Genomic DNA, 14,885 nt, shown 5'->3' on the forward strand with positions numbered 1-14,885 from the left:
GACGGTTCCCTTCGACGCGGGCAGGGCGGGCCGTGGACGGTTGGCTGGAGCCGGTGAGGGCTCAGTAGGACTTGGGCAGGCCCAGGGACTGGTGGGAGACGTAGTTGAGGATCATTTCCCGGCTGACGGGCGCGATCCGCGCCACCCGGGAGGCGGTGATGAGGGAGGCGAGGCCGTACTCGCGGGTCAGGCCGTTGCCGCCGAGGGTCTGCACCGCTTGGTCGACCGCCTTGACGCAGGCCTCTCCGGCGGCGTACTTCGCCATGTTGGCGGCCTCGCCCGCGCCGATGTCGTCGCCCTCGTCGTAGAGCCGGGCGGCCTTCTGCATCATCAGGCGGGCCAGTTCCAGTTCGATGTGGGCCTGGGCGAGCGGGTGCGCGATGGCCTGGTGGGCGCCGATGGGCTCCTTCCACACCTGGCGGGTCTTGGCGTACTCCACGGCGCGGTCGAGCGCGAACCGGCCCATGCCGATACCGAAGGCGGCGGTCATGATGCGTTCGGGGTTGAGGCCCGCGAAGAGCTGGAGGAGTCCGGCGTCCTCCTCGCCGACGAGTGCGCCGGCCGGCAGTCGTACGTCGTCGAGGACGAGTTCGAACTGCTTCTCGGCGGCGAGGAGTTCCATCTCGATGTGGGAGCGCCCGAAGCCGGGGGTGTCGCGCGGGACGATGAACAGGCAGGGCTTCAGCTTGCCGGTCCTGGCGTCCTCGGTGCGTCCGACGATGAGCGTGGCGTCGGCGATGTCGACGCCGGAGACGAAGACCTTGCGGCCGTTCAGCACCCATGCGTCACCGTCCCGGCGGGCGGTGGTGGTGATGCGGTGGGAGTTGGAGCCGGCGTCGGGTTCGGTGATGCCGAAGGCCATGGTGAGGGTGCCGTCGGCGAGGCCGGGGAGCCACTGCCGCTTCTGGTCGTCGGTGCCGAAGCGGGCTATCACGGTGCCGCAGATGGCGGGCGAGACGACCATCATGAGCAGCGGGGAGCCGGCCGCGCCCAACTCCTCCAGGACGATGGCGAGTTCGGTGATCCCGCAGCCGCCTCCGCCGTACTCCTCGGGAAGGTTCACGCCCAGGTAGCCGAGCTTGCCCGCCTCGGACCACAGGTCCCGCGGGTGTTCGCCCTTGCGGGCGAGGTCGGTGGAGTACTCCCTGCCGTACCGCTTGCCGAGGGCGGCGACGGCGGCGCGCAGCGCTTGCTGCTCTTCGGTTTCCAGGACGGTGCTCATGCGTTCTCCTCAGCGGGGTCTGCGGTTTCGGCGACGACGGCGAGCAGCGCGCCGACCTCCACCTGGAGGCCGGCGACGGCGTGCAGGGCGGTGAGGGTGCCGGAGGCGGGGGCGAGGATGCGGTGCTCCATCTTCATCGCCTCCAGCCAGATCAGCGGCTGCCCGGCCTCCACGGCGGCCCCGGCGACGAGTCCGTCCGCGAGGCGGACGACGGTGCCGGGCATCGGGGCGAGCAGGGAGCCGGGTTCGGTGCGGTCGGTGGGGTCGGTGAAGCGGGGCAGGGCGGTGAAGGCGTACGAGCCGGTGGCGGTGTCCACGTACACCTGGTCGCCGTGGGCGGCGACGGCGAAGTGCCGGGTGACGCCGCCGGTTTCGAGGGTGACGTGGTCGGGGCGGGCGGCTGTGACGCGGGTGCCCGGTTCGAGGGTGAGGCCTTCACGGGTGGTGCGGTAGGCGATGTCGTACGCGCGGCCGTCGGGTTCGCCGCGGTAGCGCCGGAGCCGGGGCTGCGAGGCGACGTTGCGCCAGGCACCGAAGCGGGCGACGCCGCCGGTGGTGGTGCGGCGGGTGGCTTCGGCGAGGGCGGCGGCGGTGGCGGCGAGCCGTTGGCCGCTCTCCTCCGCCTCGGTGGTCAGCGCCGCCAGGTGCCGGTCGTAGAAGCCGGTGTCGAGGCGGGCGGCGACGAAGTCCGGGTGGCGCAGGGAGCGTACGAGGAGCTCGCGGTTGGTGACCGGGCCGTGGATGCGGGCCCGTTCCAGGGCGCGGGCCAGCAGGCGTACGGCTTCGGTGCGGGTCGGGGCGTGGGCGATGACCTTGGCGAGCATCGGGTCGTAGTGCACGCCGATGGTGTCGCCGCCGGTGTATCCGGTGTCCAGGCGCAGGCCCGGCTCGTCCGGCACGTCCAGTGCGCGCAGCGCTCCGGTCTGCGGCTGCCAGTCCCGCGCCGGGTCCTCGGCGTAGAGCCGGGCCTCGACGGCGTGCCCGGTGGGCTGCGGCGGGCCGGCGGCGGGCAGGGGTTCGCCCTCCGCGACCCGTAGTTGCAGGGCGACGAGGTCCAGGCCGAACACGGCCTCCGTGACGGGGTGTTCGACCTGGAGGCGGGTGTTCATCTCCAGGAAGTACGGACGTCCGTCGGCGGCGACCAGGAATTCGACGGTACCGGCGCCCCGGTAGCCGACGGCTCGTGCGGCGGCCGTGGCGGCGTCGTGCAGCCCGTCCCGGAGTCCGTCGTCGAGGCCGGGCGCGGGCGCCTCCTCGATGACCTTCTGGTGGCGGCGCTGGAGCGAGCAGTCGCGCGTGCCGAGCGCCCACACGCCGTCGTGCTCGTCGGCCATGACCTGGACCTCGACGTGCCGGCCGCGCTCCACGTACGGCTCGGCGAACACCTCGCCGTCCCCGAACGCGGACAGCGCCTCGGCCGCCGCGGCCGTCAGCTCGCCCGGCAGATCGTCCAGTTCCCGGACGATCCGCATGCCGCGTCCACCGCCGCCCGCCGCCGCCTTGAGCAGCAGCGGCAGGTCCTCGGCGCGGGCCGAGGCCGGGTCGACGGGCGCGAGCAGCGGCACCCCGGCGGCGGCCATCAGCTCCTTGGCGCGGGTCTTGGACGCCATCAGCTCGATGGCCTTGACCGGCGGACCGACCCAGACCAGTCCCGCGTCCTGCACCGCGGCGGCGAACCCGGCGTTCTCGGAGAGGAAGCCGTACCCGGGATGGACGGCGTCGGCGCCCGCCGCGAGCGCGGCGGCGACCACGAGGTCGCCGCGCAGATACGTGTCGGAGGGCGCGGCCCCCGGCAGCCGGACGGCGGTGTCGGCCTCCCGAACGTGCAGCGCCCCGGCGTCCGCGTCGGAGTACACGGCGACGGTCGCGATGCCGAGCGCGCGGCAGGTGCGGAAGATCCGGCAGGCGATCTCACCACGATTGGCGACGAGGAGTGAGTGAATAGTGGTTGTCAAGGGAGAACTCTTTCCGCTAGATCACCGCAACCATCAATTGAGGAACCCCGATGGCGAGCAACCACCTCCGCGAGAGCGGCGGCGGTTTAGCCGCAAAGAGGGGCCCCTCACATCCGGAAGACGCCGAAGCCGCCGCGGGCGCCCTCGACCGGTGCGGTGTGGATGGCGGACAGGCACATCCCGAGGACGGTCCTGGTGTCGCGCGGGTCGATCACCCCGTCGTCGTACAGCCGCCCGGACAGGAACATCGGCAGGGACTCGGCCTCGATCTGCTGCTCGACCATGGCGCGCAGCGCGGCGTCCGACTCGTCGTCGTAGGGCCGGCCCTTCGCGGCGGCTGACGCGCGGGCGACGATGGAGAGCACCCCGGCGAGCTGCTGCGGGCCCATGACGGCGGACTTGCTGCTGGGCCAGGCGAACAGGAAGCGCGGATCGTAGGCCCTGCCGCACATGCCGTAGTGGCCGGCGCCGTAGGAGGCGCCCATCAGGACGGACAGGTGCGGGACCCTGGAGTTCGACACCGCGTTGATCATCATCGCGCCGTGCTTGATGATGCCGCCCTGTTCGTACTCCTTGCCGACCATGTAGCCGGTGGTGTTGTGGAGGAAGAGCAGCGGGATGTCGCGCTGGTTGGCGAGCTGGATGAACTGGGTGGCCTTCTGCGACTCCTCGCTGAACAGCACGCCCTGCGCGTTGGCGAGGATGCCGACCGGGTAGCCGTGCAGCCGGGCCCAGCCGGTGACCAGGCTGGTCCCGTAGAGCGGTTTGAACGCGTCGAAGTCCGAGCCGTCGACCAGCCGGGCGATGACCTCGCGCGGGTCGAAGGGCACCTTCAGATCGCCGGGCACGATGCCGAGCAGTTCGTCCTCGTCGTACTTGGGCGGTTCGGCGGGGCCCGGATCGGGGTGCGCCTTGCGCCAGTTGAGGCGGGCGACGACGCGGCGGGCCTGGCGCAGCGCGTCGTGCTCGTCGACGGCGAAATGGTCGGCGAGACCGGAGGTGCGGGCGTGCATCTCGGCGCCGCCGAGCGACTCGTCGTCGCTCTCCTCGCCGGTGGCCATCTTGACCAGGGGCGGGCCGCCGAGGAAGACCTTGGACTGCTCCTTGATCATGACGGTGTGGTCGGACATGCCGGGGACGTACGCGCCTCCGGCGGTGGAGTTGCCGAACACGACGGCCACGGTCGGGATGCCGGCGGCGGAGAGCCGGGTGAGGTCGCGGAAGAGCGCCCCGCCGGGGATGAAGATCTCCTTCTGGGACGGCAGGTCGGCGCCTCCCGACTCGACCAGGCTGATGCAGGGCAGGCGGTTGGTGAAGGCGATCTCGTTGGCCCGCAGCGCCTTCTTCAGCGTCCAGGGGTTGGAGGCGCCGCCGCGTACGGTCGGGTCGTTGGCGGTGATCAGGCACTCGACGCCCTCCACCACCCCGATCCCGGTGACGAGCGAGGCGCCGACCGCATAGTCGCTGCCCCAGGCGGCGAGCGGCGACAGCTCCAGGAACGGGCTGTCCTCGTCGACGAGGAGCTCGATCCGCTCACGGGCCAGGAGTTTGCCGCGCGAGCGGTGCCGCTCGACGTACTTCTCGCCGCCGCCTTCCAGCGCCTTGGCGTGTGCGGCGTCCAGCTCGGCGAGCTTGTCGAGCAGGGCGGCCCGGTTCGCGGCGTATTCGGGGCTCGCGGTGTCGAGCCCGGTGGGCAGGACGGTCATGCGTGCACCTCCGGTGCGTGGGTGCTCTCCTGCGGGGACAGCAGGGCCACGGGTATCTCCAGCCGGCGCGAGCGCAGCCACTCCCCCACGGCCTTGGCCTGCGGGTCGAAGCGGTGCTGCGCGGCGACGCCTTCGCCGAGGAGCCCGTGGACGGTGAAGTTCAGGGCGCGCAGGTTCGGCAGGACATGGCGTACGACGGGGAGGCCGGCGGTCTCCGGGAGGAGTTCCCGCAGCCGCTCGACGGTCAGCTCGTGGGCCAGCCAGCGCCAGGCCTCCTCGCCGTCGGCCCACACCCCGATGTTGGCGTCGCCGCCCTTGTCGCCGCTGCGGGCCCCCGCGACGAGCCCGAGGGGTGCGGTCCGGGTCGGGCCGGCGGCCAACGGCTCGGGCAGCTCGGGCTGTTCGACGTCGGACAGGGCCAGCGTGCGGGCGGGCGGCTCCTGCGCCTCGCGCCGCCCGTCGGGCAGCACGGCGACGTGCTTCACGTCCCCCGCCGGTACGTACCGGGCCTCGAACACCCCGTAGGGCGCGCCCTTCCCGGGCGGGGCGGTGACGTGGAAGCCCGGGTAGCTGCCGAGGGCCAGCTCGATCGCGGCGCCGGACAGGGCGCGCCCGACGGCGTCGGGGTCCTGGTCGCGGACGACGAGCCGGAGCAGGGCGCTGGCCGTCTCCTCGGTCGGGGCGTCGGCCCGGTCGGTCCGGACGAGCTCCCAGCGCACCTCGTCGGGCTCCCGCCCGGTCCGGGCGAAGGCGTCGGCAATCTGGTCGCGGACGAGCCGCGCCTTGGCGTCGACGTCGAGTCCGGTGAGCACGAAGACGACCTCGTTGCGCCAGCCGCCGAGCCGGGTGAGCCCGGCCTTGAGCGTGGGCGGCGGGGCCTCGCCGCGGACCCCGGAGATCCTGACCCGGTCGGGGCCGTCGGCGGCGAGCCGTACGGTGTCGAGCCGGGCGGTGACGTCGGGGCCCGCGTACCGGGCGCCGCCGGTCTCGTACAGCAGCTGGGCGGTGACGGTGCCGAGGTCGACGACGCCGCCCGTGCCGTCGTGCTTGGTGATGACGGACGTGCCGTCGGCGTGGATCTCGGCGACGGGGAAGCCGGGGCGGCGGATGTCGTGGCCGCGGAAGAAGGAGTAGTTCCCGCCGGTGGCCTGGGTGCCGCACTCCAGTACGTGTCCGGCGACGACCGCCCCGGCGAGCGCGTCGTGATCGTCCGGGCCCCAGCCGAAGTGGGCGGCGGCGGGTCCGGTGACGAGGGCTGCGTCGGTGACCCTGCCGGTGACGACGACGTCGGCGCCGGCCCGCAGACAGGCGGCGATGCCCGCACCGCCGAGGTAGGCGTTGGCGGTGAGGAAGCCGTCGGGCACGGGCAGGCTGTCGCCCTCCACATGGGCGACGCGCACGGGCACGCCGACCTTCTCGGCCAACGCCCTTACCGCGTCGGCCAGTCCGGCGGGGTTCAGCCCGCCCGCGTTGGTGACGATCTTCACCCCGTGCTCGTGGGCGAGGCCGAGGCCCTCCTCCAGCTGGCGCAGGAAGGTGGTGGCGTAGCCGCGCCCGGGGTCCTTGAGCCGGCTGCGGCCGAGGATGAGCATGGTGAGCTCGGCGAGGTAGTCGCCGGTGAGGACGTCGAGCGGGCCGCCGGTGAGCATCTCGCGCACGGCGTCGAAGCGGTCGCCGTAGAACCCGGAGGCGTTGCCGACCCGCAGCGGCGGGGTCGCCGGTCCGCCTTCGGGGAGCGCGCCGGTGCCGGTCACCGGTCGGCCTTCGGGGAGCGCGCCGGTGCCGGTCACCGGTCGGCCTTCGGGGAGCGCGCCGGTGCCGGTCACCGGTCGGCCTTCGGGGGGCGTCCGGGCCCGGCGGGACCGGCGAAGGCCTGCGCGATGTCCAGCCAGGTGTCGGCGTCGGCGCCCACGGCCCGGACGGCGAGGTCGTCGCGGTGGGCACGCTGGGTGACGAGCAGGCAGAAGTCGTGCAGCGGCCCGGTGACGCGCTGGGCGGCGTCCTCGGGGCCGTAGGCGGTCAACTCGCCGTCCGGGCCTTCCAGTTCCACCCGGAACTCCTCGCCCGGCGCCTGGATTCCCCGGACGAGGAAGGCGTAGTCGCGGGCCCGGACCCCGATCCGGGCCACGTGCCGCAGCCGGGCGGTGGGGGCGCGGGTGACTCCGAGGGCCTCGGCGACGTCCTGGCCGTGGGCCCAGGTCTCCATGAGCCGTCCGGTCGCCATGGAGGCCACGCTCATCGGCGGCCCGTACCAGGGAAACCGCGTCCCGGCAGGCGCCGCCCGCAGGGCCTCCTGGAGGCGCTCGCGGCCGGTGCGCCAGCGGACGAGGAGGGCGTCCGGGCCGTAGGCGGCGACAACTTCCCCGGCGGCCCGGTCAACGAAGCCCTCGGGGTCCTTCATCGCCCTGGCGACCTCGTCGCCGAACCGCTCGGGCTCGGTGACGGCGATCAGCGCGACCTCGTCGGTCCAGCTCAGATGGGCCACCTGATGGGCGATGGTCCAGCCCTCGGCGGGGGTGGCGCCCGCCCACTGCGAGGCGCTCAACCCGGCGACGAGCAGGTCGAGTTCCTCACTCTCGCTGCGCAGGTCGTCGAGCACGGCTGCGGCATCGGACACGGTGCGCTCCCCTCGGGGCGTGGCGGTGTGTCCCGGAGCCTGCCAGCGGAACAGAAAACAATCAAGCATGCTTGCATGATTTTTCCCGGCTCCGGCTCCTCGGGGCCACGGCCGCTCTACGCTTCAGCCGTGGACGACGACATCGCACATGGCATACGGATCAGGCCGGGCGGCCCGTCCGACGCACCCGCCATCCTGCACATGCTGGACGGGGCGGTTGCCTGGATGAACGGCCGCGGCAACACCCAGCAGTGGGGCACGACACCGTATTCGCAGAAGCCCGGTGGGGCGGAGCGGGTGCGGCGGTACACGACCGAGCAGACGCCCTACCTGGCGGAGCTGGGCGGAACACCCGTCGGGGCCATGGTGCTGGGCTCCGGGCCCAGCCCGCAGATGCCCGTCGCGGCGGCCGGGGAACCCGAGCGGTACGTACGGCTGTTGGTGTCGGACCGCCGTCATGCCGGTCTGGGTATCGGGGCGGCGCTCCTGGCCCATGCCGCCGAGGAGACCCGGCGGGCCGGCGTGGAGCTGCTGCGGGTCGACTGCTGGGCGGGTGGCGGGGGCGAACTGGTCGCCTTCTACGAACGCAACGGCTTCGCCCCCGCCACCCGCTTCATGTCCGGGGAGTGGCCGGGCCAGGTGCTGACCCGTCGGGTCGGCTGACGGCCCCGCGTCGGACGGCACCGGCGCTACCGCGCGGGTCGGCTGACGGCCCCGCGTCGGACGGCACCGGCGCTACCGCGCGGGTCGGCTGACGGCCCGCCCCGGGCGACGGCCGGCGCTACTGCCCCTTCTGTGCCGCCTCCGCCATCTTCGCCGTCGTGCTGGCGCCGTCCAGCGCCTCGCGGATGATGTCGGCGTGGCCGCTGTGGTGGGTGATCTCGCGGAAGATGTGCCACAGGACGTGACGGACGGTCCACCGGACCGGCTCCGGGGGCGACCACGGGTAGGCGGGCAGCGTGACCTCGCGGTCGAGATCGGCCTCCTCGCGCACCGTACGGTCGAAGTCCGCGGCCGCGGCGTGGAAGGCCTCCAGCAGCTCGGGCAGCTTCTCCGTGTCGGTCATCCGCTGGCCGTCGGGGTCGAGGTCGGCCCAGTCGACCTTGGCCGGGGCGGTGCCCTCGATCACGTCCAGCCAGCTGCGCTGCACGAGCCCGAGGTGCTTCAGCAGACCGCCGAGCGTCAGCTCGCTGACGGTCGTGCGGGCGCGGGCCCGGGTGTCGTCGAGGTTCTCGACGGTGAAGAGAAAGTTGGTGCGCTGGTCGGTCACGAGCGCGAGCAGATCGTCGCGTTCCGGCATGTTTTCCTCCAGGTCGGATATCGCGATCACCCTAGGTTCGCGACCCCGGCCACGCAGCCGGAACACGTTCATCCGCCCGTGCTTCCCTCCGGCGCCCGCTTCCCGGCGCCCCGCACCTGGCTGCGTACCGCCCCCATGCTCGCGCCGATGACGAGCGCGATGGCCAGGGCGTCCGTGGTGGAGAGGGCCTGGTCGAGGATGAGGAAGCCGGCCGCGGCCGCGATGGCGGGTTCCAGGCTCATCAGGATCGCGAAGGTGGGGGCGGGCAGCCGGCGCAGCGCCATGAGTTCGAGCGTGTACGGCAGGACCGAGCTCAGCAGCGCGACGGCGGCGCCCAGGCCGAGCGTCGAGGGGACGAGGAGCTTCGAGCCGGATTCCATGATGCCGAGCGGCAACGAGAGGACCGCGGCCACCACCATCGCCAGGGCCAGTCCGTCGGCCTGCGGGAAGCGGCGGCCGGTGCGGGCGCTGAAGACGATGTACGCCGCCCACATGGCACCGGCGGCGAGCGCGTACACGGCGCCCACTGGATCGAGCCGGTCGAAGCCGCCGCCGCTCAGCAGCAGCACACCGCCCAGCGCGAGTCCGGCCCAGACCACGTTGACGAGGCGGCGCGAGGCGATCACCGAGAGGGCGAGCGGGCCCAGCACCTCCAGGGTCACGGCGGCGCCGAGCGGGATGCGGTCGGCGGCCTGGTAGAAGAGCGTGTTCATGCCGCCCATCGCGAGGCCGAAGGCCACCACCGTGCCCCAGTCGGCCCGCGAGTGGCCGCGCAGCTTCGGCCGGCAGACGACGAGCAGCACGAGAGCCGCGGCGGCGAGCCGCAGCGTCACGACACCGAGCGCGCCGGCCTTCGGCATCAGCAGCACCGCGACCGCCGAGCCGAACTGGACGGAGAGCCCGCCCGCGACCACCAGCGCGACCGGTGCGAGCGCCGCCCTGCGCCCTCCGGTCCGGGGTCCTTCGCCGAGGACGGTGACCGCTTCGGGGACGGCGACTGCTGCGGCCGGTTCTGCCGCGGTGCCCTGGTTGTTCACCTGCTGGCCCGACTTTCTGAGTTCACGAGGAGAAAAGTGCAACACAATGCACTTCTCCATTGAAGATACTGCACTCATCCCGTGCAGCCCATTCCTTTACCGTAGGCACCGGCGCGCGGCGCGTGAAATGCCGATTGGGCTCCCGTTATGCTCCACACGCATGAGCACCGGACCGAGCGCGGGCGGCACGACGGGCAAGAACGCAGGCAGCGGAGCCGGAGGCGCCCACCGCGCCCTCGAGATCCGCCATCTGCGGGCGTTCCTCGCCGTCGCCGATGAGTCCAGCATCACCCGGGCCGCGGCCAGGCTGCGCCTCACCCAGCCCGCCGTCTCCCGCACCCTGGCCGCCCTGGAGCACCATCTCGGCCTCCGGCTCGTCGACCGTTCCACCCACCATCTGGACCTCACCCCCGAGGGCGTCGCCTTCCGTGACCGGGCGGCCGTGGCGGTCGCCGCCTTCGACGCGGCGACCGATGCCGAGGGGCTGCGCCGGTGGCCGTTGCGGCTCGGTCACGCCTGGTCCGCGTTCGGCCGCTACACCACCCCGCTGCTCCGCGACTGGCAGGAGCGCTACCCGCGGACCCCGCTGGAACTCCGCCGGATCGACGACCGCACCGCCGGCCTGACCCGCGGCGAGGTCGACGCCGCCCTGCTGCGCGGCCCCGTGGACGCGCCGGGGCTCGTCACGGAGGTGCTGTACGAGGAGGAGCGGGTCGCGGCCGTGGCGGCGGACGGCCCCCTCGCCTCCCGCGCCACGCTCCGGCTGGCCGATCTGGCGACCGSCACGGTCGTCCTGAACACCGTCTCCGGCACCACCACCCCCGAACTGTGGCCGCCCTCAGCCCGCCCCGCCGCCACCCTGACCGTCGCCAACACCGACGACTGGCTGGCCGCCATCGCGGCGGGGCGCGGGACCGGGGTCTCCGGCGCGTCGACAGCCGGCATGCACCCGCACGCCGGGGTCGCCTACCGCCCGCTCGTGGACGCCCCGGCCCTCCCGGTGCTGCTCGCCCGCCGCGACGCCCCCGGCCACCCGGCGCTCGACGACCTCGCCGCCCTGGCCCGCGAGATCGTGGCCCGGGACGCCCCCTAGGGTGCTCGGCTCCCTCGAACGACTCCGCCCCTTCAAGCTCCTCCGGCGAGTGAGGAGCGGGCCCCCGGGGGCGCCACCGGGACGGTCCACGTTCCGCTCAGCGGGACCACAGGTCACCACACCCCCGCCACCGGCTAGCTTCCCGCTGACAACGGACCGTCGAAGGTGGCCTCCTCCATGAAGTTCACGCTCGCACTGGCCATGATCCCGCTGGACCAGCTCACGTCCCTGGCCAGGACAGCCGACGAGTGCGGCTTCGCCGCCGTCGCACTGCCGGACTCGGTGTTCTTCTCGGAGCGCGCGGCGGCGAAGTACCCCTACACGCCGGACGGGCGGCGGATGTGGAGCGAGGAGACCCCGTTCGCCGACCCGCTGATCGCCGCCGCCGCGATGGGGGCCGTCACCGAGTCCCTCGTCTTCCGGACGAACGTGCTGAAGCTCGGCTCCCGTAACCCGCTGCTCCTGGCCAGACAGGTCGGAACGGTCGCGAACCTCACGCGGGGGCGGTTCGAGCTGGGTGTCGGGGTCGGCTGGGCGCCCGAGGAGTTCGAGTGGTGCGGGGTGCCGTACGGGCGCAGGGGCGCGCGGGTCGACGAGATGATCGAGGTCATCAGACTCGTGCTCGGCGGAGGCATGGTCGAGTACCACGGCGAGTTCTACGACTTCGACCGGCTCCGGATGAGCCCCGCTCCCCCGCGCGAGGTTCCTTTCATCATCGGCGGCCACACGGAGGCGGCGCTGCGGCGGGCGGCCCGGACCGGCGACGGGTGGACATCTGCGCTGATGCGGTTCGACGAGCTGACGGCGACCGTGGCCCGGCTGCACCAGCTGCGTGCGGAGTTCGGTACGACGGACCGCCCGTTCGAGATCCTGGCGTCGGGCGCCGACCGCCACGGGGCGGACGGCTACGCGCAGTTGGAGGCCGTGGGTGTCACCCACACGACGGTGATGCCGTGGGCGGCGAAGGGCCTGGCGATGGACTGCCCGGTCGAGGCGAAGCAGGACGCCCTCAGGGAGTTCGCGGCCGAGCACATCAGGTGATCGGGCGGGCCGGCCGGGGCTCCGGGCCCGTCGCCGCCTCCAGTGCCTCCGCCAGCACCTCCGCCAGGTGTCTCGCCCGTACGCCTCCCAGCTGGGCCAGCTGCGTCCGGCAGGAGAAGCCGTCCGCCAGGATCTCGGCGCCCGCGGGCGCCTCCCGTACCGCCGGCAGCAGCTGGTCCTCCGCGCAGGCCACCGAGACCTCCCAGTGGCCCCGCTCGAAGCCGAAGTTGCCGGCCAGACCGCAGCAGCCGCCCGCCAGCTCGCCGTTCAAACCCGCCCGTTCGCGCAGCCGGCGGTCCGCCGCGTCGCCGAGCACCGCGTGCTGGTGGCAGTGCGTCTGGCCGGTGACCGGGCGGTCCAGGCGCGGGGGCCGCCAGTCGGGGGCGTACGTCTCCAGGTACTCGGACAACGTGTGCACGGAGGCGGCCAGTTGGGCGGCCCGGGGGTCGTCGGGGAGAAGCTCCGGGAGATCCGTGCGGAGGGTGGCCGCGCAGCTCGGTTCGAGGACGACCAAGGGATCGCCCAGCGAGACGCCCATCCGGTCCAGGGTACGGCGCATCACCCTGCGGGCCCTGTCCAGCTGGCCCGTTGACACATAGGTGAGGCCGCAGCACAGCCCGCTCCCGGGGAGCAGCGTGGTGCGGCCCGCCGCCTCCAGGACCCTGACCGCCGCCCGGCCCACCTCGGGTGACAGATAGTTGGTGAAGGTGTCGGGCCAGAGGGTGACCACCTCGTCGTTCGAGAAGATCGCCGTCCCCTTGCCCCACCGCCGCCCGAGCCACCGGATGAACGTCTCCCGCGCCAGGACCGGGATCCCGCGTTCCGGCGCGATGCCGGCCAGCCGCTTGGCCAGGCCCGCGAGTGGCCGCACCCGGGCCAGGGCGTTCAGCGCCCCCGCGAAGGGCGACGCCATCCGCAGCCACCGGGGCAGCCATCCCATCGCGTAGTGCGCGGCGGGCCGCAGCCGTCCCCGGTAGTGGTGGTGCAGGAACTCCGCCTTGTACGTGGCCATGTCCACGCCCACCGGGCAGTCGCCGCGGCAGCCCTTGCAGGACAGGCACAGGTCGAGCGCGTCGCGTACCTCCGTCGAGCGCCAGCCGTCCGTGATCACGCCGCCCGCGTCGCCGGCGAGCATCTCGTGGAGCAGCCGGGCCCGGCCGCGGGTGGAGTGGGCCTCCTCGCCGGTCGCGCGGAAGGAGGGACACATGACGGACGGGCCGGAGGCCTGTTCCGTACGGCACTTGGCGACGCCGACGCATCTGCGGACGGCCGCGGAGAAGTCGCCGCCGTCGTGCGGGTAGCCGAACGCGACGTCGACCGGCTTCTTCGGGAGCACCGCGAAGCGGAGGTTCTCGTCGAGGCGGGCGGGGCGGGCGAGGATGCCCGGGTTCATGCCGCCGTCGGGGTCCCAGAGGTCCTTGAACCGGCCGAAGAGGGCGACGAGTTCGTCGCCGTACATGCGGGGCAGCAGTTCGGCGCGTGCCTGGCCGTCACCGTGCTCGCCGGACAGGGAGCCGCCGTGGGCCATGACCAGCGAGGCCAGGTCCTCGGAGAAGCGGCGGAAACGGGCCACGCCGTCGGTGCTCAGCAGGTCGAAGTCGATCCGGACGTGGATGCAGCCGTCGCCGAAGTGCCCGTACGGGGTTCCGCGCAGCCCGTGTTCGGCGAGCAGGGCGCGGAAGTCGCGGAGGTAGGGGCCGAGCCGGGCGGGCGGCACGGCGCAGTCCTCCCAGCCGGGCCAGGCCTCGCTGCCCTCGGGCGTCCGGGTCGCGGTTCCGGCCGCGTCCTCGCGGATCCGCCACAGGGCCCGCTGCCCGGCCGGGTCGGTGATGACGGCGGCGTCCACCGCGTCGGCGGACGCGGCGCGCACGAGGCGTTCGGCGTGCGCGCGGGCCTCGGCCGGGGTGGCGCCGCCCGTCTCGGCGAAGAGCCAGGCGGCGCCCCGGGGCAGCCCGGCCGGTTCGCGTACGAGGTCGGCGGCCATGCCCTCGACGGTCAGCGGGTGGAAGGGCAGGAGGCCGGGGGCGGCCTCGGCGGCGGCGGACTCGTCGGCGTAACCGAGGACGGCGAGCGCGCGGGCGGCGGGGGCCTCGACCAGGCGCAGCGTCGCCTCCGTGACGACGCCGAGCGTGCCCTCGCTGCCGCAGAACGCGCGGGCGGGGTCGGGTCCGTGCTCGGGGAGCAGGGCGTCGAGGGCGTATCCGGAGATGCGGCGCGGGAGTTCGGGGTATCCGGTGCGCAGCAGGGCGAGGTGGCCGGCGACCAGTTCGCGGAGTCCGGCGGGGCCTTCGGCGCCTCGTTCCAGGCGCAGGGTGTCGCCGCCGTAGCGGGCGACGGTCAGGGCGTGGATGTTGTCGGCGGTGGTGCCCCAGGCGACGGAGTGGGAGCCGCAGGAGTTGTTGCCGATCATGCCGCCGATCGTGCAGCGGCTGTGGGTGGAGGGGTCAGGGCCGAAGGTGAGCCCGTGCGGGGCGGCGGCGGCCCGCAGGTCGTCCAGGACGACGCCCGGCTGGACCACGGCGGTACGGGCGGCGGGGTCCAGTCGGACGACCGACCGCAGGTGGCGGGTGAGGTCGAGGACGACGCCGGTGCCGGTGGCCTGCCCGGCAATGGACGTGCCGCCGCCGCGCGGCACGACGGGCACGCCGTGCGCCCGGCAGACGGCGAGCGTGGCGGCGATGTCGTCGGCGTCGCGCGGGGCGACGACTCCGAGCGGCACCCGCCGGTAGTTGGAGGCGTCCATCGTCGCCAGGGCCCGCGCGGTGGCGTCGAACGCGACCTCGCCCCGTACGGACGCGCGCAGTTGACGGACGAGCGCGTCGGGGGTGCCGCCGTGCGGAGCGTTGCCGGATGCCATACGGCCAGGATGCCGCCGGTCCGGCGGCCGCGTCCGGCCGCCCCGCCCGGCAGCCCC

At 73.7% G+C, this 14,885-nt stretch carries 11 protein-coding genes; 3 read left to right on the forward strand and 8 right to left on the reverse strand.

All coding sequences use genetic code 11. The features are described from left to right. Nucleotides 1–61: 61 nt before the first annotated feature. The 5 genes from EAO72_RS23935 to EAO72_RS23955 form a co-directional block, all read right to left on the reverse strand. Nucleotides 62–1,222 (reverse strand): acyl-CoA dehydrogenase family protein, encoded by a 1,161-nt coding sequence (locus EAO72_RS23935; RefSeq protein ID WP_148019316.1) that lies wholly within the window; start codon nucleotides 1,220–1,222, stop codon nucleotides 62–64. After that, the gene (locus EAO72_RS23940) at nucleotides 1,219–3,177 is read right to left on the reverse strand and encodes an ATP-binding protein (protein ID WP_148019317.1); all 1,959 of its coding nucleotides are present in this window, start codon (nucleotides 3,175–3,177) and stop codon (nucleotides 1,219–1,221) included. Before EAO72_RS23940 ends, EAO72_RS23935 begins: the two co-directional genes overlap by 4 nt. Before the next feature lie 107 nt (nucleotides 3,178–3,284). Further along, nucleotides 3,285–4,883, reverse strand: a complete 1,599-nt coding sequence (locus EAO72_RS23945; protein ID WP_148019318.1) for an acyl-CoA carboxylase subunit beta — start codon at nucleotides 4,881–4,883, stop codon at nucleotides 3,285–3,287. Then, nucleotides 4,880–6,637 (reverse strand): acyclic terpene utilization AtuA family protein, encoded by a 1,758-nt coding sequence (locus EAO72_RS23950; protein WP_148022005.1) that lies wholly within the window; start codon nucleotides 6,635–6,637, stop codon nucleotides 4,880–4,882. The genes EAO72_RS23945 and EAO72_RS23950 overlap by 4 nt, the downstream gene beginning before the upstream one ends. A 68-nt stretch (nucleotides 6,638–6,705) precedes the next feature. Next, the gene (locus tag EAO72_RS23955; protein ID WP_187285190.1) at nucleotides 6,706–7,500 is read right to left on the reverse strand and encodes a TIGR03084 family metal-binding protein; all 795 of its coding nucleotides are present in this window, start codon (nucleotides 7,498–7,500) and stop codon (nucleotides 6,706–6,708) included. A 201-nt stretch (nucleotides 7,501–7,701) separates the two neighbouring features. Between EAO72_RS23955 and EAO72_RS23960 the strand changes: the two genes are divergently transcribed. After that, nucleotides 7,702–8,163 carry a GNAT family N-acetyltransferase gene (locus EAO72_RS23960; RefSeq protein ID WP_261991798.1) on the forward strand — a complete coding sequence of 154 codons (462 nt, stop codon included), beginning with the start codon at nucleotides 7,702–7,704 and terminating at the stop codon, nucleotides 8,161–8,163. A gap of 118 nt (nucleotides 8,164–8,281) precedes the next feature. On the opposite strand, the gene EAO72_RS23965 is transcribed toward EAO72_RS23960, so the two are convergent. Together EAO72_RS23965 and EAO72_RS23970 are read right to left on the reverse strand one after the other, a co-directional pair. Beyond that, nucleotides 8,282–8,800, reverse strand: coding sequence for a DinB family protein (locus EAO72_RS23965; protein ID WP_148019321.1), 519 nt, complete (start codon nucleotides 8,798–8,800; stop codon nucleotides 8,282–8,284). A gap of 68 nt (nucleotides 8,801–8,868) precedes the next feature. Beyond that, complete coding sequence (locus EAO72_RS23970; RefSeq protein WP_148019322.1) at nucleotides 8,869–9,837, reverse strand: EamA family transporter; 969 nt, start codon at nucleotides 9,835–9,837, stop codon at nucleotides 8,869–8,871. 160 nt (nucleotides 9,838–9,997) lie between these two features. Between EAO72_RS23970 and EAO72_RS23975 the strand changes: the two genes are divergently transcribed. After that, nucleotides 9,998–10,930: a LysR family transcriptional regulator gene (locus tag EAO72_RS23975; protein ID WP_148019323.1), complete on the forward strand. Its 933-nt coding sequence runs from the start codon at nucleotides 9,998–10,000 to the stop codon at nucleotides 10,928–10,930. 165 nt (nucleotides 10,931–11,095) lie between these two features. Beyond that, the gene (locus EAO72_RS23980; protein WP_410090494.1) at nucleotides 11,096–11,971 is read left to right on the forward strand and encodes a TIGR03619 family F420-dependent LLM class oxidoreductase; all 876 of its coding nucleotides are present in this window, start codon (nucleotides 11,096–11,098) and stop codon (nucleotides 11,969–11,971) included. Here the strand turns inward: EAO72_RS23980 and EAO72_RS23985 are convergent. Further along, a complete protein-coding gene (locus EAO72_RS23985) occupies nucleotides 11,964–14,828 on the reverse strand; it encodes an FAD-binding and (Fe-S)-binding domain-containing protein (protein WP_148019325.1) in 2,865 nt (954 codons plus the stop codon). The genes EAO72_RS23980 and EAO72_RS23985 overlap by 8 nt on opposite strands. Between the last annotated feature and the right edge of the window lie 57 nt (nucleotides 14,829–14,885).

This window comes from Streptomyces sp. OR43, assembly GCF_008042275.1.
Classification (GTDB): domain Bacteria; phylum Actinomycetota; class Actinomycetes; order Streptomycetales; family Streptomycetaceae; genus Streptomyces.

Excerpts from the sequence above, each read along its gene's own strand:
- EAO72_RS23935 (WP_148019316.1), bottom strand. The coding sequence starts at position 1,222 with ATGAGCACCGTCCTGGAAACCGAAGAGCAGCAAGCGCTGCGCGCCGCC.
- EAO72_RS23985 (WP_148019325.1), bottom strand. The coding sequence starts at position 14,828 with ATGGCATCCGGCAACGCTCCGCACGGCGGCACCCCCGACGCGCTCGTC.
- EAO72_RS23960 (WP_261991798.1), top strand. The coding sequence starts at position 7,702 with ATGCTGGACGGGGCGGTTGCCTGGATGAACGGCCGCGGCAACACCCAG.
- EAO72_RS23945 (WP_148019318.1), bottom strand. The coding sequence starts at position 4,883 with ATGACCGTCCTGCCCACCGGGCTCGACACCGCGAGCCCCGAATACGCC.
- EAO72_RS23965 (WP_148019321.1), bottom strand. The coding sequence starts at position 8,800 with ATGCCGGAACGCGACGATCTGCTCGCGCTCGTGACCGACCAGCGCACC.